Source organism: Streptomyces sp. NPDC006012, assembly GCF_042871185.1.
Classification (GTDB): Bacteria; Actinomycetota; Actinomycetes; order Streptomycetales; family Streptomycetaceae; genus Streptomyces.
This window is the reverse complement of record NZ_JBIAIE010000040.1, coordinates 28,727-52,939: the sequence shown is the minus strand read 5'-3', so window position 1 is coordinate 52,939 and position 24,213 is coordinate 28,727. Positions and strand designations below refer to the sequence as shown.

The window sequence follows — 24,213 nt, the reverse complement described above, 5'->3', positions numbered from 1 at the left end:
GCAAGCGGTTCTTCCTGGACGAGTTCGGCATCGAGAACGACGAAGCCTGGCTGCCCGACACCTTCGGCTTCGCCGCCGGCCTGCCGCAGATCATCAAGGCGGCCGGCTCCAAGCGGCTGCTCACCCAGAAGATCTCGTGGAGCCGGACCAACAAGTTCCCGCACCACACCTTCCAGTGGGAGGGCATCGACGGCACCCGGATCTTCACCCACTTCCCGCCCGTCGACTCCTACAACTGCGAGATGTCCGGCCGTCAGCTGGCGCACGCGGCCCGTAACTTCAAGGAGAAGGGCGTCGCCACCCGGTCCCTCGCCCCGACCGGTTACGGCGACGGCGGCGGCGGCACCACCCGCGAGATGGTCGCCAAGGCCGCCCGGATGCGCAGTCTGGAAGGCGCTCCGGCCGTCGAGTGGGAATCCCCCGCCGCCTTCTTCGCGAAGGCAGAGGCCGAATACCCCGACCCGCCCGTGTGGGTCGGCGAGCTGTACCTCGAACTCCACCGCGCCACGCTCACCAGCCAGGCGCAGACCAAACGCGGCAACCGGTACAGCGAGTCCCTGCTGACGGAGGCCGAGCTGTGGTCCGCGACGGCCGCCGTGCGCGCCGGCACGCCCTACCCCTACGAAGAACTCGACCGGATCTGGAAGACGGTGCTGCTGCACCAGTTCCACGACATCCTGCCCGGCTCCTCCATCGCCTGGGTGCACCGCGAGGCCCGCGCGACCTATGCGCGTCTCGCCGGGGAGCTGGAAGGCATCATCGAGCGTGCGCAGCGCGCGCTCGCCGGTGACGCCTCGGGCGCCGGCCAACTGGTGTTCAACCCGGCCCCGCACGCCCGCGGCGGCGTCCCGGCCGGCGGCGCCGCCGCGCCGACCGCCCCGGGCGCCGTGGTCCCCGTACCGCGTGAAGGAGGCGGTTACGTCCTCGACAACGGCCTGCTGCGGGTCGAGATCGACGGACGCGGGCTGGTGGTCTCCGCCTACGACGTCGCCGCGGACCGGGAGGCCGTCGCTCCGGGGCAGGCGGCCAACCTGCTCCAGCTCCACCCCGACTTCCCCAACCAGTGGGACGCGTGGGACGTCGACCGCTTCTACCGGAACGTCGGCACCGACCTCACGGACGTGAGCGAACTGAGCGCCGACGGCGCCGCGGTGCGGATCGAGCGGGCCTTCGGCGACTCGCGCGTCACCCAGCTCCTGTCGGTACCGGCGGACGCCAAGCGGCTCGACATCGCCACCGAAGTGGACTGGCACGAGCGGGAGAAGTTCCTGAAGCTGGCCTTCCCGCTGGACGTGAAGGCCGACCGGTACGCCTCCGAGACCCAGTTCGGCCATGTGCACCGGCCCACGCACCAGAACACGAGCTGGGAGTGGGCCAAGTTCGAGGCGTGCAACCACCGCTTCGTCCACGTCGACGAACCCGGCTGGGGCGTCGCGGTCGTCAACGACGCGACCTACGGCCACGACGTGACCCGGGAGGTACGCACCGGAACCGACGCGGTCACCACGACCACCGTACGGGCGTCGCTGCTGCGCGCACCCCGCTACCCGGACCCGGAGACGGACCAGGGCGTGCACCGGTTCCGGCACGCCCTGGTGCCGGGCGCGACGATCGGTGACGCGGTCCGCGAGGGCTACCGAGCCAACCTGCCCGAGCGCCGGGTCACCGGAACCGCCGAAGCGGTCGCCCCGCTGGTGACCGTGGACGACGACGCCGTCGTGGTGAGCGCGGTGAAGCTGGCCGACGACCGCAGCGGTGACCTGGTGGTGCGGCTCTACGAGGCGAACGGCGGCCGGGCCCGGGCCACCGTCTCCGTCGACGGTTTCGCCGCCGGCGGAGCCGTCCTCACCGACCTGCTGGAACGCCCGCTCCCGGACACCGGGCGGCCCGGCACGGCGGACGGCACGGTCGTCCTGGCTCTGCGGCCGTTCCAGATGGTGACCCTGCGCCTGCCGCGCGCCTGACGAACCGTCGTACCGGCACGACCGGTACCTACCGAAAGGAAGCCCGCCATGACAGTCCGAGCGACCCGGTCCGCCCCTCCCCGGGCGGTCTGCGTGATGGACCCGGCCGTCGCCGATCACGTGCTCCCGCCGGAGTTGCGTGCGCGGCTCGCGACGCTGGTCCGGCTCGCCCCGGACCCGGTGGGCTCCGGTGCCGGTGCCGCGTTCCCGGACGCGCTCGCCGACGCGGAGGTCCTGATCAGCGGCTGGGGGTGTCCGCGCCTGACCCCCGAGGTACTCGCCCGGGCCCCCCGCCTGCGGGCCGTCGTGCACGCGGCGGGCACGGTCAAGTCACTGGTGAGCGACGCGGTGTGGGAACGCGGCATCGCCGTCTCCTCGGCGGCCGACGCCAACGCGGGCCCCGTCGTCTCCTACACCCTCGCCCTCGTCACGCTCGCCGCCCGGCGCACGCTGACCATGGCGGCCGGCTACTCCGCCGAGTGGCCGGCCTTCGGCAGCCGAACGGGCGCCGACGGTCTCACCGTGGGCATCGTCGGCGCCTCGCGCATCGGCCGCCGGGTCATCGCCGGACTCGTCCGGTCCGACGCGGGTCACCAGATCCTGCTGAGCGACCCGTACGTGACCGACGAGGAGGCCCGCCGGCTCGGCGCACAGCGCGTGGAGCTGGCCGAGCTGTGCCGCCGGTCCCGGGTGGTGAGCGTCCACGCGCCGCTCCTGCCCGAGACGACCGGCCTGCTGGACGCCGAGATACTCGCACTCGTCCCCGACGGCGGTGTTCTGATCAACACCGCCCGGGGCGCCGTCGTCGACACTCAGGCCCTGACCAGGGAGTGTTCCTCCGGCCGTCTCGAAGCGTATCTCGATGTGACGGATCCCGAACCGCTGCCGCCCGGCCACCCCTTGCTGTCCCTGCCCAATGTGCTGGTCACCCCGCACATCGCCGGCGCTCAGGGCAGCGAGGTGGCACGGCTCGGACAGTACGCGGTCGCGGAGGTCGCACGGTGGGTGGCGGGGGAGCCGTTGCTGGGTGAGGTCACCCGCGACGCACTCCCACGCCTGGCCTGACACCCACAACCGTCTGGCCCGACACCCACAACCGGGAAAGCCGTATCAACCCGATGGACGCTGGATCATCGATCGCATGTAGATAAACAGTGCCAACCCGAGGACGGCCGAAGCCGTCCGTCCCCGGTGAAAGGGCGTCACGTCATGACAACGCTTGAACAACCGGCCGCCGCCTCGGCCCACGAGGACAGGCGGCCGGGCAAGGGCCGTTTCCGGTTCCCGCGGCCACGCCGCCGCCGCGACACGGCGCTGTTCTGGTTCCTGATACCCGGCGTAGTGGTCCTGCTGCTGTTCCACTACATCCCGCTGCTCGGCAACGTCATCGCCTTTCAGGACTACCGACCCTACATCGGCATCATGCACAGCCGGTGGACAGGATTCGACAACTTCTCCGTCATCTTCAACGGTGACCAGCAGTTCGTCCACGCGCTGATCAACACTCTGGAACTGACCCTGATCCAGGTCGTGTTCGTCTTCCCCGCGCCCATCCTGCTGGCGCTCGCACTGAACAGCCTGGTGAGCGAACGGGTCAAGAAGTGGGTGCAGAACGTCCTGTACCTGCCGCACTTCCTGTCCTGGGTGGTCGTCGTCTCCCTCTTCCAGCAGATGCTGGGCAACGACGGCATGCTCAACCTGTTCTTCCAGGCCCACGACATGGGGACCTGGAACATCATCGGCAACCCAGAGCTGTTCAAGTCCCTGCTCACCTCCCAGGTCATCTGGAAGGACACCGGCTGGGGCACGATCCTCTTCCTCGCCGCGCTCTCCCGCGTGGACCAGAACCTGTACGAGGCCTCCGCCATGGACGGCGCGAGCCGTCTGCGCCAGACCTGGCACGTCACCCTGCCCGCCCTGCGCGGCCTGGTGATCCTGCTGCTGATCCTCCGCCTCGGCGACGCCCTGTCCGTCGGCTTCGAGCAGATCCTGCTCCAGCAGCAGGGCATCGGCCTCGACAACAGCGAGGTCATGGACACCTATGTCTACAACCATGGCCTGATCGGCGGGGACTGGGGCGTGAGCGCCGCCGTCGGTCTCGTCAAGGGAGTCGTCGGAGTCGTCCTCGTCCTGGGCGCCAACAAGATCGCCCACTTCTTCGGCGAGGAAGGCGTGTACCGCTCATGACCACGTTGTCACCCGTACACCCGGTACGTCGCAAGCCGCGCAAGTCCTACAGCGCGATTCCCGGGGAGACCTCCGGCGCCCTGCCGTGGCGTACTTTCAAGTCGCTGATCCTGCTGATCTGCGTCGTCCTGGTCCTGCTGCCCTTCCTGGCGATCATCTCGACGTCGCTCGCCGACCCCGTCCAGGTCACCCAGGCCGACGGCTACGTCCTGTGGCCCGAACACGTCACGTTCGACTCCTACAGCGCGCTGCTCTCGGGCGGCCTGGTGTCCAAGGCGATACTCGTCAGCGTCGGCGTGACCGTCGTCGGCACCGCCCTCAGCCTCGTCTGCTCCATCACGCTGGCGTACGGGCTCAGCCGCCCCGGCTCCTTCGGGCACAAGCCCGTGCTCATGCTGCTGCTGATGTCGATGCTCTTCGCGCCGGGCGTCATCCCCAGCTATCTGATGGTCAAGCAGCTCCATCTGATCAACAGCTACTGGTCGTTGATCCTGCCGACCGTGATCAACGCGTTCAACGTGATCGTGCTGCGCTCCTTCTTCATGAATCTGCCCCAGGAGCTCATCGACGCGGCCCGTATGGACGGCGCTCCCGAACGGAAGATCCTTACGAGGATCATCCTGCCGCTGTCCAAGGCGTCCGTCGCCGTCATCGGACTCTTCTACGCGGTGGCGTACTGGAACGCGTTCTTCAACGCCCTGCTGTACATCAACGACGCGTCGAAGTGGCCCATGCAGATGGTCCTGCGTACCTACGTCGTCAACAACGCGCAGCTCAGTGGCGGCCAGCTGAACGTCGCGGCCGGTGCGGTTGCGCCTTTGGCCCAGTCGCTCCAGGCCGCGATCCTGGTGTTGTCGATCGTGCCCATCGTGATCGTCTACCCCTTCCTGCAGCGGCACATGAACAAGGGCGTGATGGTCGGGGCGGTGAAGGGATGAACACCAGCATGAACCCACCTCTGAGTCGCCGGGGTTTTCTCGCCTCTGCCGTCGGCATCGCGGCCGGTCTGACGCTCGCGGGCTGCGGAGACTACCGTGCGCCCTCGGCCGGCAAGGCCAACGCGACGGCTCAACTGCCCACGTACATCCCGTACAAGAGTGTTCAGACCTCGATGCCGGCGACTGCCGACGGTGTCGCGCCCGGCTATATGAAATACCCGGCGAACCCGGTCGAGGCATTCCCTGATGGCCCCCCTGCCAAGGGGCCCGCCATCGACATCATGACCCTGATCTTCAACCCGGTGCCGCCGTCGGTGAACCGCAACGTCATGTGGCAGGCCCTCAACAAGAGCATCGGCTGCGACCTCAACTTCCAGATCACGCCCGTCGGCGACTACCCGGCCAAGTTCGCCGTGACCATCGCGGGCGGCGATCTGCCCGACGCGATGCTGATGCTGCCGCCGAAGAGCAACACCGCGGCCACACCGGACATGCTGGACACCCTGTGCGAAGACCTCACTGAACATCTGACGGGCGACAACATCCGGGACTACCCGTACCTCGCCAACATTCCCAGCGCTTCGTGGGCTCCCTGTGTGCGCAACGGGGGGATCTACGCGATCCCGATGCCCCGGCCGCTCGCCGGCGGCCCCAACTACACCCGCCTCGACCTGATCGGCGAGCGGGGACTCGACCCGAATCCGAAGTCCTGGGACGAGTTCGCCAAGCTGTGCAAGGACGTGACGGACCCCAAGAAACAGCAGTACGCCCTCGGCGACAGCGTCACCGCCTGGAACTTCGTGATGCAGATGCTCAGGGGGCCCAACAACTGGGCTGCGGAGAACGGCAAGTTCACCTGGTACTTCGAGACCGAAGAGGCCAAGCAGGCCCTCGACGCCGTCCGCCGGCTCACCAAGGCCGGCGTCATGCATCCCGACACGTACAACGTCCTCGGCAAGGCCAAGGACTGGTTCGGCACCGGACGGACCGTCATGAATCCTGATGCGCCCGCGGCGTGGAACGACTACTACACCACGTACGCCCCGGCCACGAAGGGGTTCGACGTGGGCTACATGCTGGCGCCGGGCTACGACGGCGGCAGGGGCGGCCAGTGGGCCGGCTCGGCCAACTACGCCACACTCATCCTCAAGAAGGCACCCAAGGCGCGCATCAAGCAGATCCTGCGCGCGCTGAACGCCCTGGCAGCTCCCTTCGGCACGGATGCGTACCTGCTGCGCAAATACGGCGTCGAGGGCCCGGACCACACGGTCAAGGGAACCGACCCGATCCTCACCCCGAAGGGCGTGGCCGAGGTCGCACTGCCCACCATCTTCGCCACGGACGCGCCGTTCACCCTCTATTACCCGCAGAAGCCGGAGATCGTGCCCACGCAGTACGCCTTCCAGACGAAAGCCGTCAAGGAGCTGATCCCCAACCCGGCCGAGGCCCTGTACTCGCCGACGGACTCCCAGAAGTCCCTCCTTCTGCAGACGACGCTGGACGACACCCGCAAGGGCATCATGCAGGGCCGCCTGCCGCTCAGTGAGTGGGACGACGCCATGAAGAACTGGCGCAAGGAGGCCGGCGACCAGATCCGCGCGGAGTACGAACAGGCTTGGGAGGCCCGCCACTCATGAACCGAACCCCTGCCGAGGACCGTGCCCATTGGGAACGGACCGCGGACCGCCTGCTGCTCGCCGTCCGGCCGCACGCCACGGACCGGCACGCCCTGATCCGGCTGCCGGGTGTGCCGAGCAGCAGCGGTGAGCACAGTGACGGACTGGAGGGTTTCGCCCGCACGTTTCTGCTGGCCGGTTTCCGGCTGGCCGGTGCGGGCGGCAGCGATCCGTACGACCTGGCCGGCTGGTACGCGGCCGGCCTGGCCGCCGGCACCGACCCGGACGGCCCGGAGCGCTGGCCGACCTTCGCCGAGCGCAACCAGGCCAAGGTCGAGGCCGCGTCCATCGCGCTCGCGCTGCACGAGACACGGCCCTGGATCTGGGACCGCCTCGACGACCGGGTGCGGCAGCGGGTCCTGGACTGGCTCGCCCCGATGGTCGGCGACCCCATGCCCGGGAACAACTGGATCTGGTTCCAGGGCGTCACCGAGGCATTCGCCCGCACCGTCGGCGGCGCCTTCCGCCAGCAGGACCTGGACCGGGTCATCGGGCTGACCGACGGCTGGTACGCGGGCGACGGCTGGTACTCCGACGGGCTCACCGGCGGCGAGCGGCGCAACTTTGACCACTACAACGGCTGGGCCATGCACCTGTACCCGCTGTGGTTCTGCCGGATCCTCGGCGACGCCGCGCCCAGCGGGCTCCTCGACCGCTACCGGGACCGGCTGCGCCGCTTCCTTGCGGACCAGCGGATCCTGATCGGCGCCAACGGCTCGCCGCTGATCCAGGGCCGCTCGCTCACCTACCGGCACGCCGCGCTCGCCCCGCTGTGGACCGGCGCCCTGTTCGACGCCACCCCGCTCGCACCGGGCGAGACCCGGGCCATCGCCAGCCGGATGCTCGACCACTTCACCCACCACGGCGCCACCGACGCCGACGGACTGCTCACCCTCGGCTGGCACCGGCCCTTCCGCGGCGTCCTCCAGGTGTACTCGGGGCCGGCCTCGCCGTACTGGGCGAGCAAGGGCTTCATCGGCCTGGCCCTGCCGCCCGACCACCCGGTGTGGACCGAGGAGCGGACCCCGCTCCCCGTCGAGCGGGGCGACTTCCACCGCACCCTGACCGCACCCGGCTGGCTCGTCTCCGGCACCGCCGCGGACGGCGTCGTACGCGTCGTGAACCACGGCGGGGACCACGCCGACCCGGCCCGGCCGCACGCGGACGACCCCTGCTACGCGCGGTTCGCCTACTCCACGCACACCGCGCCCGAGACCCCCGGCGACCCCACCGCGAGCCCCGGACCGTGCGCCGGCACCGACCCGCTCGACAACGCGGTGGTCCTGCTGGACGCGGCGGGCCGTGCCTCCCACCGGCGTCCGGCGACCCGGATCTCGGTGGACGGCGCCACGGCCGTCTCGCGCTCCCGCGCCCACTGGCCCGAGGACGCCACCTGGGACCCGTTCGGCGGACCCGCCACCCGGTACGCGCTCGGCCCCTGGATCACCGTCGGATCCGCGTTGCGCGGCTCGGTCGAGGTGCGGGCCGTACGCGTCGATCCCGCGCCCGGCGACGGTGCGGCCGGAGCCGGACATGTGCTGCGCGTCGGCGGCTGGGCCCTGGCGGTCGAACCGGGGTCCGCTCACCCGACCGGAAGGGCTGAGGGCGCCACCGCCCGGGTCGCGGGCGCCGACGGGCTGGTCTCCGTCGTCGTCGGCGCACAGGGGCTGCCCGGCGCCGCCGTGGTGGCCGGCGCCGGCAGCAACGCCCTCGGTGCCGCGTCCGCCACCCCGGTCGTGGCGACCGACGGCCCCGTGACCCACGGCGCCGCCCACGTCGCCCTCGTCCACCTGGGCGGCACCGGCCCCGCCGCCCTGCCCGAGGTCACCAGCCGTGCTCAGGGCAGCACCCTGTTCGTGGACGTGGCCTGGCCGGACGGCGCACGGGACACCGTCCGGCTGCCGGCCCCCGATCCCTCGTACGACCCCTGGAAGGACCAGCCCCGTGCATGACGACCGCCGCATCATCGAGGCCCGGATCCGCAAGCTGCTGGACCGGATCGTCCGCCCCGCCCTCTACAGCGCCGCGCGTCCCTTCGAGCTGAGCGCCTGGTTCGTCGACGGCGAGCCGGTTCCCGTGGCCGACGCGCTGGGAGCCCGCTACGAGCCCTTCACCCTGGGCGCGACCTGGGGCGGCCCCTGGGCGACGACCTGGCTGCGGGCGAGCGCGGAGGTTCCCGAGGAGTGGGCGGGACGGCGCGTCGAGGCCGTCTTCGACCTGGACTTCGACCTCACCAAGGGACCGGGCGGTCAGGCGGAGGGCCTGGTCCACGACGCCCAGGGCGTGCCGCTCCAGGGACTGCACCCCTACAACCGGAGTGTGCTGCTGGCCGGCTCCGCCACCGGCGGCGACCGGGTCGACCTGCTGATCGAGCTGGCCGCCAACCCGCCCATCGTCGGCAGCGCCGGGCTGCACCTGCACCACGGCTCGCTGGAGACCGCGGGCACCGAGCACATCTACCGGCTGGAGCAGGCCGAGATCGCGGTGCGCGAGGACGACGTGTGGCACCTCGTCCACGACATCGAGGTGCTCGACGAGCTGATGCACGAGCTGCCCGTCGGCTCCTCCCGGCGCCACGAGATCCTTCACGCCCTGCGCCGTGCCGCCGACGCCGTCGATGCGACCGACGTGGCGGGCACCGCCGCGGCGGCCCGGCAGCGGCTGGCCGATGTGCTGTCCCGGCCCGCGCACGCCTCCGCGCACACCGTCTCCGCAGTCGGTCACGCCCACATCGACTCGGCGTGGCTGTGGCCGGTCCGGGAGACCGTGCGCAAGTGCGCGCGTACCTTCACCAACATGACCACGCTGGCCCAGGAGTACCCCGAGCTGGTCTTCGCCTGCTCCTCGGCCCAGCAGTACGCCTGGATGAAGGAACAGCGGCCGGAGATCTTCGCCCGCATGAAGAAGGCGGCGGCCGAGGGGAACTGGGCGCCGGTCGGCGGCATGTGGGTGGAGGCCGACGGCAACCTGCCCGGCGGTGAGGCACTGGCCCGCCAGCTGGTCCACGGGCGGCGCTTCTTCGCCGAGGAGTTCGGCGTGGAACAGCACGGTGTGTGGCTGCCCGACTCGTTCGGGTACACCGCCGCCTACCCGCAGCTCGCCAAGCTGGCCGGTGCCCGCTGGTTCCTCACCCAGAAGCTCTCCTGGAACGAGACGAACAAGCTGCCGCACCACACCTTCGCCTGGGAAGGCATCGACGGAACGCGGATCTTCACCCACTTCCCGCCCGTCGACACCTACAACGCGTCCCTCACCGCGGGCGAACTCGCCCACGCCGAGAGCAACTTCGCAGACAAGGGAGTGGCCACCCGCTCGCTGGCGCCGTTCGGCTACGGCGACGGCGGCGGCGGCCCCACCCGGACCATGCTGGAGAAGGCCCGCCGCCTGCGCGATCTCGAAGGATCGCCCAAGGTCGTCGTCGAGGCACCCGACGCCTTCTTCGCGGCGGCCCGTGCGGAACGCGACGAACTCCCCGTGTGGCGAGGTGAGCTGTACCTGGAGAACCACCGCGGCACCTACACCAGCCAGGCCCGCACCAAGCGCGGCAACCGGCGCAGCGAGGCGCTGCTGCGCGAGGCCGAACTGTGGGCCGCCACCGCCGCCGTCCAGGCCGGCGCACCGTACCCGTACGAGCACCTGGAAGCGATCTGGCGGCGCGTCCTGCTCAACCAGTTCCACGACATCCTGCCGGGCTCGTCCATCGCCTGGGTGCACCAGCAGGCCGAACGCGAGTACACGGAGATCCACACCGAACTCGGCACGGTGATCGCCGACGCGGTCGGCCGGCTGCCCTCGGGGCCCGCGCTCCTCAACGCCGGGCCGTACGCCCGCCGTGAGGTCGCCGTGCTGCCCGCGGACGGAGGATCCCCGGGGTTCCCAGACGCCCAGTCCTTGTCGGACGGGCGCACCGCCGTCCTCGCCGAGGTCGGTGCGCTCGCCTCGGGCGGCACGGTGGACACGCCCCGGGCAGCCGTCACCGCCACGGCCCGGGACGGCGGCTTCGTCCTGGAGAACGGCGTGCTGAGTGTCGTCGTGGACCGGCGCGGCCTGATCACCTCGGTGTACGACCACACCGCACGCCGGGAGGCGATCGCCCCCGGCGCCGTGGGCAACCTCCTCCAGCTCCACCCCGACGACCCCAACCTGTGGTCGGCGTGGAACATCGACTCGTACTACCGCGACACCGTGCGCGATCTCGACGAGGCCGAGTCGGTGACACTCGTGGACGCGGGGCCGCTGCTGGCGGCCGTGCGGGTCGAGCGCACAAGCGGATCCTCCCGGTTCGTACAGACCGTCGAGGTCACCGCGGAGAGCCGCCAGGTCACCGTCCGCAACGACATCGACTGGCAGGAACGCGACACCGTCCTGAAGGCGGCCTGGCCGCTCGATGTGCACGCGGACCGGGAGAGCGCCGAGATCCAGTTCGGCCATGTGCAGCGGCCCACGCACGAGAACACCAGCTGGGAGGCGGCACGCTTCGAGCTGTGGGCGCACCGCTGGGTGCACGTGGGGGAGCGGCACTGGGGCGCCGCCCTGCTGAACGACTCCACCTACGGACATGACGTGCGCCGCGACACACGGGAGGACGGCGGCACCACCACCACCGTCCGGCTCTCCCTGCTGAGGGCCCCGCACAGCCCCGACCCGCAGGCCGACCGCGGACGGCACAGCTTCAGCTACGCGCTGCTCGCCGGCGCCGGGATCGAGGAGGCCATCGCCGGGGGCTACGCGCTGAACCTGCCCCTGCGACCCGCCCCGGCCGCGGCCCGGGCGCTGGTGGCCCTGGACACCACCGATGTCGTGGTGGAGTCGGTGAAACTCGCGGACGACCGCAGCGGCGACGTCGTGATCCGCCTGTACGAGGCGTGCGGCGGCGCGGTCCCGGCCCGGCTGACCACGACCTTCCCGCTCGCCGCCGCCCTCGACTGCGACCTGCTGGAGCAACCGGACCGGGAACTGGAACGCGCGGCGGACGGCGCGTCGGTCGATCTCGCGTTCCGGCCCTTCCAGATCCGCACCCTGCGACTGCGTCCTGCTATGGCAGAGGCGAAGTCACCGGCCCCGGCGGGCAGTTGAGCCGGGCGGGCACGATCCGCCCGGCACACCCCTGACCCGTCGTACCATTCCATCGATCTGTTGCCGCCGGAGCGGGCGACGCCGCACCACTGCCGCCGCCCGCCCGAGGCTGGGAGAGGCACGTTGACGAGCAAGACGGTGAGAACCGGAAAGAGCGCGATCCGGCGCGGCACCAACCTGCCACGCATGGGGGACTTCAACGAGTCCGTGATCCTGGACGCCATTCGCAGGCACCCGGCGGGCCTGAGCAGGGTGGAGCTGGCTCAGGCCACCGGCCTGTCCGCGCAGACCGTCTCGAACATCACGCGTCGGCTCCTCGACCAGGGTGTGGCCCGTGAGTCCGGGAAGCAGAACACCGGCAGCGGAAAGCCCCGGACCCTCCTTGAGATCGTCCCCACCTCCCGCTACGCCGTCGGGGTCCACCTCGACCCCGCCGTGATCACCTGTGTCCTGGTCGACCTCCTCGGCACGGTCGTCGCCCAGCACAGTCACCGGACCCCGAGCGGCGGCGACACCGACGGGATCGCCGCGGACATGGCCGCCTCGGTGTCCGCGCTCGTGACCGAGTCGGGAGTCGACGACGACCGGGTGCTGGGCCTGGGCATCGCCGCCCCGGGCCCCATCGACGCCGCCGCCGGCTGGGTCGTGGACCCTCCGGAGCTGCAGGGCTGGGGCCGCTATCCGCTCCGGGACCGGCTCAGCGAGGCGACCGGGTTCCCCGCCCTGCTGGACAAGGACGTCACCGCCGCCGTCGTCGCCGAACGCTGGGCCGGCGCCGCCACCGACAGCCGCAACCTGCTGTTCTTCTATCTCGGCACCGGTTCGGGCATGGGGCTGGTGGTCGAGGACACCGTGCTGCGCGGTGTCTCCGGCAACGCGGGCGAGGTCGGCGGCCTCGGCGCGGCCTGCTCCACGCGGACCCTCGTCGACGAGGCCATCGCCCTGGGTGTGCTCGACCCCGAGTACACGGCGCTGGACCCGGCCGATGCGCAGCGCGGTCTGGAGCGGCTCGCGGAACTCGCCGCGGAGGGGCAGGACCAGGCGGACGGCATCATCGAGCGCCTCGCCATCCGCATCGGCAGGGGAGTCTGCGCGGCGGCGACGCTGCTGGACGTCGACACCATCGTCTTCGGCGGCCCGACCTGGCAGGTCCTCGCCGACCGGCTGCTCACCACCATCGAGCCGATGGTCGCCCGGTCCCCGTTCGTCAGGGCGACCCATCCGACGACGGTCGTCTCCACCACGCTGGGCGAGAACGTGGCCGCGGTGGGGGCGGCGTCCCTGGTCCTGGACCGGGCGCTGTCCGCTCAGCCCAGGTCCCTGCTGCTGGGATGAACCCGCCGTCCCGTCCCGGTGGCGCCGGGGCGGGACGGTCAGGGACGGGGCGCCCGACCGTGGCCGGCCGCCGCGCGTCCCATGGCGGCCAGTGCCTGGCGCAGGACGGCCGGCGAGGTCGCGAAGTTGAGCCGTACGCATCCTGCGCCGCCGCTGCCGAACACATGCCCGGAGCTGAGGGCGACACGGGCTTCGTCGAGAAACATCTTCGCCGGTCCGGCGAGGTCGCTCACGGTGCCGGGGCCGTCCGGCGTGCGGTCGTGGTGCAGTCCCAGCCGGGTGCAGTCCAGCCAGGCGAGACACGTGCCCTCGGGCGGGAGGTACCGCACGGCCGGAAGGTGCTCCGCCACCAGGTGTCCCAGCAGGCTGCGGTTCGCGTCGAGGCCGGCCAGCAGCCCGTCCAGCCACTGCGTGGCGTCACGGAAGGCCGCCGTGTGCGCGATGACGCCCAGGTGGCTGGGGCCGTGGCCGACCTCCTCGGGCATCCGCCGCAGGTCGTCCGCGGCCTCGGCACCGGCGACGGCGAGGGCGGCCTTGGCGCCGGCGAGGTTCCATGCCTTGGACGCGGAGGTCACCGCGAAACCGTCCGCCGAGCCGGGCACACCGAGGAAAGGTGTGAAGACGGCCCCGGGCAGCACCAGCGGGGCGTGTATCTCGTCGGAGACCACCCGCACACCGTGCCTGCGGGCGAGCGCCGCGACGGCTTCCAGTTCGGCTCGGGTGTGGACGACGCCGGTCGGATTGTGCGGGTTGCTCAGCAGGAACGCCGCGTGGCGGCCGTGGCGGCGTGCGCGGACGAACGCCTCCTCAAGGGCGCCGAGGTCGATCCGCAGGCCGGTGCCGAGGGGCGCCTCGACGACCTGCCGGCCGGCGTGGGAGACGAACGCGTAGAACGGCGGGTAGACCGGGCAGCAGACGACGACGGCGTCGCCCGGGCCCGTGATCAGGCGGAGGACTTCGACGATGCCCGTCATCACGTCGGGCACGATCGCGGTGTTCTCGATGCGCACGCCGTCCCACCGCCACCGTTCCGCGGCGAACGCGGCGAAGGCCTCGGCGTACGCGGTGCCATGGGGGTATCCGGTGTCGCCGAGGTCGACGGCGCGGTGCAGGGCCTCGGCGACGGCGGGCGCCAGCGGGACGTCCATCTCGGCCACCCACAGGGGCAGGACGTCCTCGGGATGCACGCGCCACTTCATGCTGGTGCGCCGGCGCAGCTGCTCGACGGACAGCTGGACGAGAGGATCTGTCCGGTTGCGGTCCGCGGACTCGGAGTGCGGGTGGTCGCCGGATACGTTCACGCGGTGCTCCCCCCTGGCCCGGTGGGACGGACCGGGCCTGCGGTGGCGGTGTGGCGGGTGGACCGGCTGCTGCGGACACTGCCGGGAGGTGTCACGGACAGGAGTGCGCCGGGACGGTCCCGCCCTCGGCATGATTCCGGGGAGACGGCGCGGAAGGAAGGCGCGGGCGCCCGTAGATGCTTCCTGTCCGCGTCGCCCCTGGACGCCGGGACCGCACCCACCGATGTGTGTTTATACCTATATTTCCCTTTATGAGGGTGCATGGCGGGCGTAGCGCACGGTGGTCGGCCAGAGTGCGTCGGGATCCGATGCTGCTCTCGCCGGCGCTCCTGACGGCGCTGCTCGCCCTGCTCGCGGTGCTGACCCCGCCCGAAGTGCCCATGACCCGGTTGCTGCCCGCGGCGCCCGCGCTCGCGGCGGCGCTGTGGCCGGTCGGCCCCACCCTGGTCCTCGGCCTTGCATGCACGCTCGGCGTCTCGGTCTACGCCGTGCTGTCGTCGGACCACTCCATCCTGTTCACCGCGGCAGCCATCGGGCTGGTCACCGTGGCCGCGGCGTACGCCAGCCATCTGCGTCTGCAGCGGGAGGACACGATCACCGAGGTCCGTACCGTGGCGGACGCCACGCAGAAGGTGCTGCTGCGGCCCATCCCGCGCCGTGTCGGACCCCTGGAGATCGGCAGCCTCTACCTGACCGCCACCCCGCACGCACGGGTCGGCGGCGACTTCTACGCCCTGGCCGACACCCCCGACGTGATCCGCCTGATCATCGGCGACGTCCGCGGCAAGGGACTGCCCGCTCTCGCCATGGCCTCGGCGGTGCTCGGCTCGTTCCGGGAGGCGGCCTACGCGGCCACCGGCCTCGCGCAGATCGCCGACTGCCTGGAGACGACCCTGTGCCGTGACGCCGCCGCCGCGCTCGCCCAGGGCGACGCCGCCGAACTCTTCGCCACCGCCGTCCTCGCCGAGATTCCCCGCGACGCCGCCCACGCCACCATCCTCAGCTGCGGCCACCCCCCACCTCTGCTCGGCCGCCGCGGCAGCGTCCACGTCCTCGACACCGACGACCCGGGCCCGCCCCTCAACCTGGGCGGCCTGCTCACCCCCGCCTTCCACCCCCACCGCTTCGCCTTCGGCGCCGGCGACCAACTCCTGCTCTACACCGACGGCGTCACCGAGACCCGCGACGCCGACGGAACCTTCTTCCCCCTCGCCACCTGGGCCCGCGACCAACTGGACAAACCACCTCGGCAAGTCCTGAAAGGACTGCACCACGCCCTGCTGGAACACAGCGGGGACAATCTGAACGACGACATCGCCGCCATCGCGATCCGGAAGACCGCCTGAGCCCGACCGCCTGGCCGCCTGCCGGGCTCCGGTTCACGCCGTACGGCGTGAACCGGGAGGGACACAGGCGCACGGGCGGGGCGCTCGCCGGTACGCGCCGCTCACGCCTTCCGGGCGAGTCCGCCGTGCTCGGCGACGGTCCCCGGGGCGGCCGCACCGGGCTCCGGCCGCCACTGCGTCACCGGGACGACACCGGGATCGATGAGTTCCAGACCGTCGAAGAACGTGGTGATCTCATCGACGGTGCGCAGCGTGTACGGGACGGCTCCACTGTCGTTGTAGGCGTTCTGGGCCCGCTCGAAGACCGGGTCGATGCCGCGCGACCCGTCGTTCACGGAGAGGTGGCTGCCCGCAGGCAGGGCGTCCATCAGCCGGGTGACGACCGAGCGGGCCTGCTCGCGGTCGGGGATGTGCCCCAGGATGTTGCTGAGGATGAGCGCGGTGGGCCGGCCGAGGTCCAGCGTCTTGGCGGCGGCCGCGAGGATACGGTCCGGGTCCGTCACATCGGCGTCGACATAGGCGGTGGCGCCCTCGCGGGAGGAGTAGAGCAGGGCGCGGGCGTGGCCGAGGACCATCGGGTCGTTGTCGACGTAGACGATCCGCGACTCGGGGGCGAGTCGCTGGGCGACCTCATGGGTGTTCTGGGCGGTCGGCAGGCCGGTGCCGACGTCCAGGAACTGCCGGATACCCGCCTCATCGACCAGATACGTGATGGTGCGGTGAAGAAAAGCGCGGCTGCTGCGGGCGATGGTGACGATGCCGGGGAAGACGGCGGTGTACGCGTCACCGGCTTCCTCGTCGACGGGGTAGTTGTCCTTGCCGCCGAGCCAGTAGTTCCAGATGCGGGCCGAGTGCGGCACCGACGTGTCGATCTTCTGGAGCGCGGTCGGGTCGGGCGTCGTCGTGGGATCGGTCATGAGTCGTGTCCGTCTTTCAGCCGGGGCGGGCATCGTCCGGGCCAAACCTATGTCCCAACACCCTTGTCCCACCAGCAAGTTCGGGAATGCACGGCCGGTGGAGGCGGTGGGGGCCGTTTCGGCCGCAGCGAGACCCCTGTCCGGGCGCGGGCCGTGCCGGTGGGCGGTCCGGGGCGCGTGGCGGGTACGGCCTGGTGGCCGGATACGGCAAGAGTTGTGAAGGCTGTGGACTTCTACTTCTACTTCGCCCTCCTCGCGGTCGTGGCCGCCCTGCCCTACCCGACGCGGTTGATCAGCGAGTACGGCGAGACCACCACGGCGACCGCCGTCCATGCGGGGGCGATTACCCTGGCCATCTCCCTCAACTGCGCGATGTACCTGCGTCTGCTGGTCGCCCCCGCGCTGGCCGCACCGCACGTGACGACCACGGAGCTGAAGGGACTGTTCCGCCACGGCGTCGCGCTCGTCCTGGTCTTCGCCACGTCGATCCCGGTGTTTCGACTCTCCGAGCCTCGCCAAGTACTGGTGGCTGCTGGCATTCGCGGCCCGGTTGCTGTTCCGCCTGCCGGCCGGCGAGGACGAACCGTAGTACCAGTTCTGGTCGCGCAGGCCGGCGTCCGCACAGCGGCCTGCCGAGGGGGCGCCGTCCCTGGAGGAACCGGCCTGATCTCGGCCGTACACCGTCAGCAGACGGCTGACCGGTCGCAGCGCTGTGCCCCGGGGCCGGGCCGAGCGGACACTGTTGCCGGCTGAGTGTCCGAGCGGCCCGGCCCCGGGGCACAGTCATCGTGCGGGCGTCCGGGGCCGGTCCGTCACCCCCGCGGACGCGGGCCGCTGATGCGGAGCCGGATCGTGCGGGATTCCGGGCGCAGCGCGAACTCGGGCCACACATCCGGTCCGCAGGCCCGTGATCCGAGCCCGTGCTGGGCGGCGTCGATGAAGAGGTGACTCTTCCCGGACTCCGGCAGGTCGAACGGGTGCCGGGCCTGTGCGATCTGTTGGGGAGTGTGACGGCTGAGCGTGAATCCGGGGCGACGCCCGTGCATGTCCGGGAGGGTCGCGACGCGGAGCACTTCGCTGCTGCCGCTCGTCAGCACGAGCTGTCGCACCTGGGAGCGGTGCCCGGTCTCCTGGGGCCGCGCGTAGTCCACCGAGAGATCGTGGACGGTGGCGGAGAAACGCCCGACGCGAGCCGCGCGCAGACTGTCCGGGTAGGACTCGAACGGGCCCAGCCCGAACCACTCGGCGCCGTCCACCGCAGCCGTGCCGTCCGGCAGGTCGAAACGTATCCCGAGCCGCGGCCACACCGTCCGCCAGCCGCTCGACGGCTCGATCTCCACCCGCAGTTCCAGTTCGTCGCCTTCGACCGACCAGACGGACTCGACCAGCACCGACAAGGCGGAGTTCGCCGCGGAGACCTTGTCGACGGTCCGCAGCGCCTGCGCCGTGCACTCCACCGACAGACGCCGTGTGGTCAGCCGGTCGAGACCGTCGCGGCGCCACAGGTCGGCGTTGGAGACACCGGCGATGCTGGCGTCGCTCCCCTCGACCTCCTCCGAGGCGCCCTCGTCGTTGTCGGTCGGCGCACGGAACAGTTCCAGCCGCGGTCCCTCGACCGTCCGGCCGCCGAGGCGGGTGAGGGACCCGCCGACGAACTCGGCGATGCCGAGCGTCAGGGTCCCGTCGCTTCGCCGCCACGGGTGCCGGGACCGGACACCCGGTACCGGACGGTGCGCCGAACGGTCCGACTGCGCGGTCGCGATCACGTGTCCGGCGTCCGCCCACACAGTGCCGGCCGCCAGCACCGCGTCGACGGTGAGCCACGTCTCCGCATCCGCCGACACCGGGACCGCGGGCAGGGGCACCCGCAGCGACCCGCCCGCCGCGACGGCCGGGACGTCCAGTTCCCCGTCGGCCACCTGCGCGCCGTCGTGTTCGACGCGCCAGTGGAAACGCAGATCGGACGTGTCGGCCGAGTGCCGCAGGTTCGTCACCGTGACGTGGCCGGCCTCGAAGGCGAGGCGGACGGGCTGCACCACGGCCTTGAACTCGTGGAGGCTGGGAGTCGGGATGTCATTGCTCAGCAGCATTCCGTCCATCACGAAGTTGCTGTCGTGGACGACCTCCCCGAAGTCACCGCCGTACGCGTAGTACGGCCTGCCGTCGGGGGTCTTCGTCAGGATGCCGTGGTCGCGCCACTCCCAGACGAACCCGCCGTGCAGCCGCGGATAGCGGTGCACCAGCTCCTCGTACTGGTCGAACGCCCCCGGTCCGTTGCCCATCGCGTGGGCGTACTCGCACAGCAGGAACGGCTTGGCGCGCTGCCGGGCGCTCTGGGCCGGGGTGCAGTTCAGCAGCGTCGACCCCGAGCCGTCCGTGCCGATCTCCTCGGTCTCCCGCACCGACGCGTACATGCGGGAGTAGACGTCGGTGTACTCGCCGGTGTGGTCGCCCTCGTAGTGCACCGGGCGCTCGGCGTCGCGGGCATGGACCCAGGCGGACATCGCGGCGAGGTTGCTGCCCGTGCCGGCCTCGTTGCCGATCGACCACATCACGATGCTGGGATGGTTCTTGTCGCGTTCGACGGTGCGCTCGATCCGGTCGAGGTACGCCGCACGCCACGCCGGGTCGTCGCTCGGGTTGCCGGCCCAGTCGACCGCGTCGAAGCCGTGCGTCTCCAGATCGCATTCGAGGACGACCCAGAAGCCGAGTTCGTCGGCGAGGTCGAGCAGCCGCGGATGCGGGGGGTAGTGACTGGTGCGGATCGCGTTCACGTTGAACCGCTTCATGCGGGCCAGGTCCGCCCGGGCGTGCTCCTCGTCGAAGACCCGGCCGCGCTCGGGATGCGCCTCGTGGCGGTTGACCCCGTGGAAGACGACACGGCGGCCGTTGACCAGGAACTGGTCACCGCGGATCTCGACCGTACGGAAACCGATGCGCAGGGCGATGGTCTCGGCGGCCGTCGACACGGTGGCGTCGTAGAGCCGCGGCAGTTCCGCGGACCAGGGATGTACACCGGTGACGTCGAGCGGTGCCACGTCGGCCGGGGTGGCCCACATCTGTTCGACGCCTAGTTCGGGGATGCGCAGGGTGACCGGGAACGCCGCCTCGTCGGCGACGACCTCGGGGTCCACCCGCCCGCGCCCGTCCTCGAAACCGGTCCGCAGCCAGACGTCCTCGATGCCCCCGGCCGGGCGGGCGGTCAGGGTGACGTCCCGGAAGATGCCCGGCAGCCACCACTGGTCCTGGTCCTCGACGTAGCTGGCCGCCGACCACTGGTGCACCCGCACACTGACGACGTTGTCCCCGGGGCGTACCGCCGACGTCACATCGAACTCATGGGTGAGGCGGCTGCCACTGGCACTGCCGATCTCGACGCCGTTCACCCACACCTTGAAGAGGGACTCGACACCGTCGAACCGCAGCAGGACGCGCTCGGCATCCGACCAGTCGGCGGGGATGTCGACGTGCCGGCGGTAGTCGCCGGTGGGGTTCTCGTCCGGGACGTGCGGCGGGTCGATCGGGAACGGGAACTGCCTGTTCGTGTAGATCGGCCGGCCGTAGGCCCCGTCGCCGTGCAGCACCCAGTGTGCGGGCACCGGAATGCTGTCCCAGCCGTCGTCGTCGAAGTCGTCGGCCGCGAAATCCTCCGCCACCGACGCCGTGGGCGACAGACGAAAGCGCCAGGGGCCGTTGAGCGAGCACGAGGGTGCGTCCGAGCGCAGCCACGAGCGGGCCGGGCGCAGTGCGCCGCGTCCCGGCGCGGTGTCCGAAACATACGCGGAGAATTCGGAGGACAAGGAGTCACAACGCTTTCTTGGTAGCGGGTGGGGGTCCGAGCGTCGAACGCGGCCGGTCAGCGGACCACCACGGTGCGGATCTCCCAGGGGCCGAGGACGAGTTCCAGCCCATCGTCGGCCGGCGTCTCGGAAAGGGGCCGGCCGAGCAGGTCGACCGTGGTGGCCGTGGTGAACGCGCCCGTCACACGGACGGTCGAGCCGGTGTCGCTCATCGCGGTCAGCCGCACCTCGGTACCGGCCCCGCGCTCGGCGTCGGTGACGCGGCGGACGCTGGACACGTAGACGTCTTCGCCGTCGACCTGCACGCCCGTGGCGTCCGGCGGCAGAGTGCCGCCGGCGGGGGCGGTTCCGCGGGCGACGAGCACGTCGTTGCGGAACTCCTCGGAGAGCGCGACCGCGTGCGCACCCTGCCAGCCGGTGGCCGAGGGAACGACGGCGAACCGGTTCTCGATGCGCATCCCGAGATCCTGCGCGCCGGGCGTGGGGATCTCGCTGGCGGCGGGCTCGTCGCGGAGGGGATGGATGTTGACGCTGATCGAGCCGATCGCGCGCAGCAGCGTGATGGCGAGTTCCGAGCCGTCGTCGACGAGCTCGTACTCGGCGGAGTGGTCGAGCAGGACGTTGGCGGCTCCGGCCGACACGAACGAACTCGCCGGGAAGGTCGGGATCGGGTACTCGCCCCAGCCGCCCTCGGCGGTGAGTCCGCGCTCGGTGACGGCGAACTGGCCGGCGGAGGCGGAGGCGGCCGCCGGCTCGGGCAGCGGCACATGGAAGCGCAGCCGGTGGTCGGCGGACTGGTTCAGGAACGAGGTGGAGACGCGGACGAAGGGCTCACCCGCGCGCACCTCCACGAGCGTCTCCACCGGTGTCGGCACGGTCCGGCCGCTGCGCACGTCGCGGTCCTGGGAGAGCTCGGCGGGCCACGCGTAGACGCGGGTGACGCGCAGCCGCCCGCGCAGCGGGCCGCTGTCCAGGAGCTCGACGGAGACGTCCGTCGGCTCCGACACGAGCACGTCCTGCGCCGGAGGAGCGTAGTTGTAGCTGTCGCCGCGGTCACCGCCGTCGACGAGGCGGCCGACGCCGGACAGCACGGTGCCGTCGGCCCCGGTCACGGTCAGCGTGCCGTCGTCGGCGACCGCGACCTCGACCAGGCCGTTGGCGAGCGTGCGTGCCGTCGCCGTCGCGGGTGCGGCCGTCGTCGCGGCGGCCGACGCCTCGCCGGGGCCGACCCGGAAACTCGCGAGCCCGGAGGCCGGCACCTGCACCGGCACCAGCGCGGTGGCTCGCGCCTCCTCCAGCGTCAGCACCCGCCACTCACCCGGGTGCGCGGCGGCCGCGGCGGCCACCTCGCGGCGCAGGATCAGCAGGTCGAACGGGCCGCTGGTGGGCACCTCGGCGAGGTGGAAGACGAGCGAGCCCGCGGTGAGCTCGTAGTGGTCGATCAGCCGGCCGAAGAGTTCACGGCGGTGGATGCGGCGCAGGACGCGTTCCAGCTGCGACGCGTCCATGCGCTCGTCGCTGAGCACCGTCGGGGCCTCGGAGATCAGCTGCACCGGCTGCACCGAGCCGTCGGCGCCGGTCGCGACCAGCGCCGAACCCTCGGGCGGAGCCACGACGTCCACCTCGACCAGGGCCGTACGGGAGAACGGCAGCGGGTTGGCCACCAGGTGACCGTCGCTCGGCACCCGGGCGGCGGGCTCGGCGAGCGCCGCGTCCCGGACGGCACGCGCGGCCTGCGCGGCTTCGGCGAGCCGGGCCTCGACCTGGTCAGAGGTCTCGTCGGTCCCGGAGCCCACCACCGAGTCGTGCGCGGTCGATTCGATGATCTTGTGCCAGGCGAGCGAGAGGAACGGCGTGTCGTCCCGCTCGGACCACAGGGCGTTCACCCGCTCGGCGTGGTCGATGGTGCGCTCGGCGACGGCCATCCGCTGCTTGAGCCCGAGCCGTACGGAGAGCACGCCCGGGAGGATGTTGCCGCGCACATGGCTGCGGAGTTCACCGGTGACGACCGCGGACACCTCGTCGCGCACATGCTCACGGATGTACTCGTCGAGCGTCGCGATGGTGATGGCGCGCTCCTCGCTGGACGCCCGCCGCAGCCAGGCCGCCAGTTGCGGGTCGGGCGCGTTGTGGTCGGTGCCGGCCATCGCCAGCACCGGGTCGTTGCCCCAGCGGTCGGCCGTCATCTGCGCGTACTCGCCGAGCGCGCGGCCGATCTGGTCCGGCACCAGCAGGACGTCGAGGCCGTTGTCGTAGCCGTCGAAGAGGAACTCGGTGCGCACCTGCGAACCGTCGGGAGCCCGCCAGTGGAAGGCATGACCGTCGACGGTGCCGGGCACCCCGCGCCACAGTGCCGCGTGCTCGATGCCGGCCCGGGCCAGGATCTGCGGCATCTGCGCGATGTGGCCGAACATGTCCGGCAGGTAGCCGGTGGACATCGAGCCGCCGAGTTCCGCCGCTGCCGCCCAGCCCATCTGGAGGTTGCGCACGATGGTCTCGCCGGAGCAGAGGAACTCGTCGAGCAGGATGAGCCACGGGCCGATGGCGAGTCGGCCCTCCTCGACCAGGGCCACCACACGGTCGCGGTTTTCCGGCCGCATCTCCAGGTAGTCCTCGACCGCGGCCATCTGCCCGTCGACGGTGAACCGGAAATCAGGATTCGCCTCGGCCGTCTCCAGCACGGTGTCGAGGGCGGTGACCAGCCGATGCCGGAACACCTGGAACGGCTCGTACCACTCGCGGTCCCAGTGGAAATGGGGCACGAAGACGGCGGAATTGGGCATGGCGAGAGGAACCTTCTGGGCTGAGCGGGCAGGAGAGCGGGTGGGGCGGGTGGTGACGTCGGCGGTGCCGCAGCGTCACTTGAGGGAGCCGGCGGCTATTCCGGTGCGCCAGAATCGCTGCAGCAGGATGAAGACGAGGATCACGGGCACGATCGACACGAGCGAGCCGGTGATCACGGTCTCCTGGAGCAGCGGGACACGGGCGGTCTGACCGTTCCACTCGTACAGGCCGAGGGTGATCGGGAACAGGGACTCCTTCTGCAGCATCACCATCGGCAGGAAGAAGTTGTTCCAGATCGTGACGAACTGGAACAGGAAGATCGTCACCAGCGCCGGCGACATCATTTTGAGCGCCACCGAGAAGAAGGTGCGGAACTCACCGGCGCCGTCCAGCCGCGCCGCCTCCATGAGCTCCTGCGGGACGGAGGCGTTGGCGAAGATGCGCGCCAGGTAGACACCGAACGGGTTGACGATGCTCGGCAGGAACACCGCCAGGTAGGTGTTGACGATCCCGGTGGCCGAGAACAGCAGGAACAGGGGGAGTGCGAGGGCCGTGGTGGGCACGAGCACGCCGCCGAGGATGACGGAGAACAGGAACTCGCGGCCCCGGAAGCTGAACTTGGCCAGGGCGTATCCGCACAGCGCGGACACCAGCGTGCCGACGGCCGCGCCCAGCACCGCGTAGATCACGGTGTTGAGGGCCCAGCGCCCGAAGATGCCGTCGCTGCGCGCGAACAAGGTGTGCAGGTTGTGGAACAGGTTGAAGTGCGAGAACGCCAGCCCGTTGGTGGAGGCGAGTTCGCCCTGCGGTTTCGTCGCCGCGACGATCAGGAAGTAGATCGGCAGCAGGAAGTAGATCACCAGCAGGAGCATCAGGGCCATCGCGGCGG

General features: G+C 71.1%; 15 protein-coding genes. 10 read left to right on the top strand and 5 right to left on the bottom strand.

Annotated features, from left to right (window positions below; all coding sequences use genetic code 11):
• From ACFYPJ_RS37130 to ACFYPJ_RS37095, 8 genes are all read left to right on the top strand, one after another.
• On the top strand, positions 1-1,964 hold a 1,964-nt coding region (locus ACFYPJ_RS37130), incomplete at its 5' end, for an alpha-mannosidase (protein WP_389026230.1).
• Between the two features lie 48 nt (positions 1,965-2,012).
• On the top strand, positions 2,013-3,029 hold the full coding sequence (locus ACFYPJ_RS37125) for a hydroxyacid dehydrogenase (protein WP_389026228.1): 1,017 nt from the start codon (positions 2,013-2,015) through the stop codon (positions 3,027-3,029).
• Positions 3,030-3,173: 144 nt separating this feature from the next.
• Entirely contained in the window at positions 3,174-4,151 is a 978-nt protein-coding gene (locus ACFYPJ_RS37120) for an ABC transporter permease (protein WP_389026226.1), read from the top strand.
• A complete protein-coding gene (locus tag ACFYPJ_RS37115) occupies positions 4,148-5,089 on the top strand; it encodes a carbohydrate ABC transporter permease (RefSeq protein WP_389026224.1) in 942 nt (313 codons plus the stop codon). Before ACFYPJ_RS37120 ends, ACFYPJ_RS37115 begins: the two co-directional genes overlap by 4 nt.
• A gap of 8 nt (positions 5,090-5,097) precedes the next feature.
• Positions 5,098-6,726, top strand: a complete 1,629-nt coding sequence (locus ACFYPJ_RS37110) for an ABC transporter substrate-binding protein (protein ID WP_389026222.1) — start codon at positions 5,098-5,100, stop codon at positions 6,724-6,726.
• Positions 6,723-8,717: a DUF2264 domain-containing protein gene (locus ACFYPJ_RS37105; RefSeq protein ID WP_389026220.1), complete on the top strand. Its 1,995-nt coding sequence runs from the start codon at positions 6,723-6,725 to the stop codon at positions 8,715-8,717. The genes ACFYPJ_RS37110 and ACFYPJ_RS37105 overlap by 4 nt, the downstream gene beginning before the upstream one ends.
• Positions 8,710-11,841 (top strand): alpha-mannosidase, encoded by a 3,132-nt coding sequence (locus ACFYPJ_RS37100; protein WP_389026218.1) that lies wholly within the window; start codon positions 8,710-8,712, stop codon positions 11,839-11,841. The genes ACFYPJ_RS37105 and ACFYPJ_RS37100 overlap by 8 nt, the downstream gene beginning before the upstream one ends.
• Positions 11,842-12,027: 186 nt before the next feature.
• On the top strand, positions 12,028-13,176 hold the full coding sequence (locus ACFYPJ_RS37095) for an ROK family transcriptional regulator (protein ID WP_389026234.1): 1,149 nt from the start codon (positions 12,028-12,030) through the stop codon (positions 13,174-13,176).
• 38 nt (positions 13,177-13,214) lie between these two features.
• On the opposite strand, the gene ACFYPJ_RS37090 is transcribed toward ACFYPJ_RS37095, so the two are convergent.
• Complete coding sequence (locus tag ACFYPJ_RS37090; RefSeq protein ID WP_389026216.1) at positions 13,215-14,477, bottom strand: MalY/PatB family protein; 1,263 nt, start codon at positions 14,475-14,477, stop codon at positions 13,215-13,217.
• A 308-nt stretch (positions 14,478-14,785) separates the two neighbouring features.
• Between ACFYPJ_RS37090 and ACFYPJ_RS37085 the strand changes: the two genes are divergently transcribed.
• A complete protein-coding gene (locus ACFYPJ_RS37085) occupies positions 14,786-15,823 on the top strand; it encodes a PP2C family protein-serine/threonine phosphatase (protein ID WP_389026215.1) in 1,038 nt (345 codons plus the stop codon).
• Between the two features lie 101 nt (positions 15,824-15,924).
• On the opposite strand, the gene ACFYPJ_RS37080 is transcribed toward ACFYPJ_RS37085, so the two are convergent.
• Positions 15,925-16,740 (bottom strand): SAM-dependent methyltransferase, encoded by an 816-nt coding sequence (locus ACFYPJ_RS37080; RefSeq protein ID WP_389026213.1) that lies wholly within the window; start codon positions 16,738-16,740, stop codon positions 15,925-15,927.
• A 216-nt stretch (positions 16,741-16,956) separates the two neighbouring features.
• Here ACFYPJ_RS37080 and ACFYPJ_RS37075 point away from each other — a divergent pair, with 216 nt between their 5' ends.
• On the top strand, positions 16,957-17,493 hold the full coding sequence (locus ACFYPJ_RS37075; RefSeq protein WP_389026211.1) for a hypothetical protein: 537 nt from the start codon (positions 16,957-16,959) through the stop codon (positions 17,491-17,493).
• Positions 17,494-17,552: 59 nt separating this feature from the next.
• On the opposite strand, the gene ACFYPJ_RS37070 is transcribed toward ACFYPJ_RS37075, so the two are convergent.
• The 3 genes from ACFYPJ_RS37070 to ACFYPJ_RS37060 form a co-directional block, all read right to left on the bottom strand.
• Positions 17,553-20,540, bottom strand: coding sequence for a glycoside hydrolase family 2 TIM barrel-domain containing protein (locus tag ACFYPJ_RS37070; RefSeq protein ID WP_389026209.1), 2,988 nt, complete (start codon positions 20,538-20,540; stop codon positions 17,553-17,555).
• Positions 20,541-20,596: 56 nt separating this feature from the next.
• Positions 20,597-23,323, bottom strand: coding sequence for a glycosyl hydrolase-related protein (locus tag ACFYPJ_RS37065; RefSeq protein ID WP_389026207.1), 2,727 nt, complete (start codon positions 23,321-23,323; stop codon positions 20,597-20,599).
• 75 nt (positions 23,324-23,398) lie between these two features.
• Positions 23,399-24,205: a carbohydrate ABC transporter permease gene (locus ACFYPJ_RS37060; protein WP_389026232.1), complete on the bottom strand. Its 807-nt coding sequence runs from the start codon at positions 24,203-24,205 to the stop codon at positions 23,399-23,401.
• Positions 24,206-24,213 lie beyond the last annotated feature (8 nt).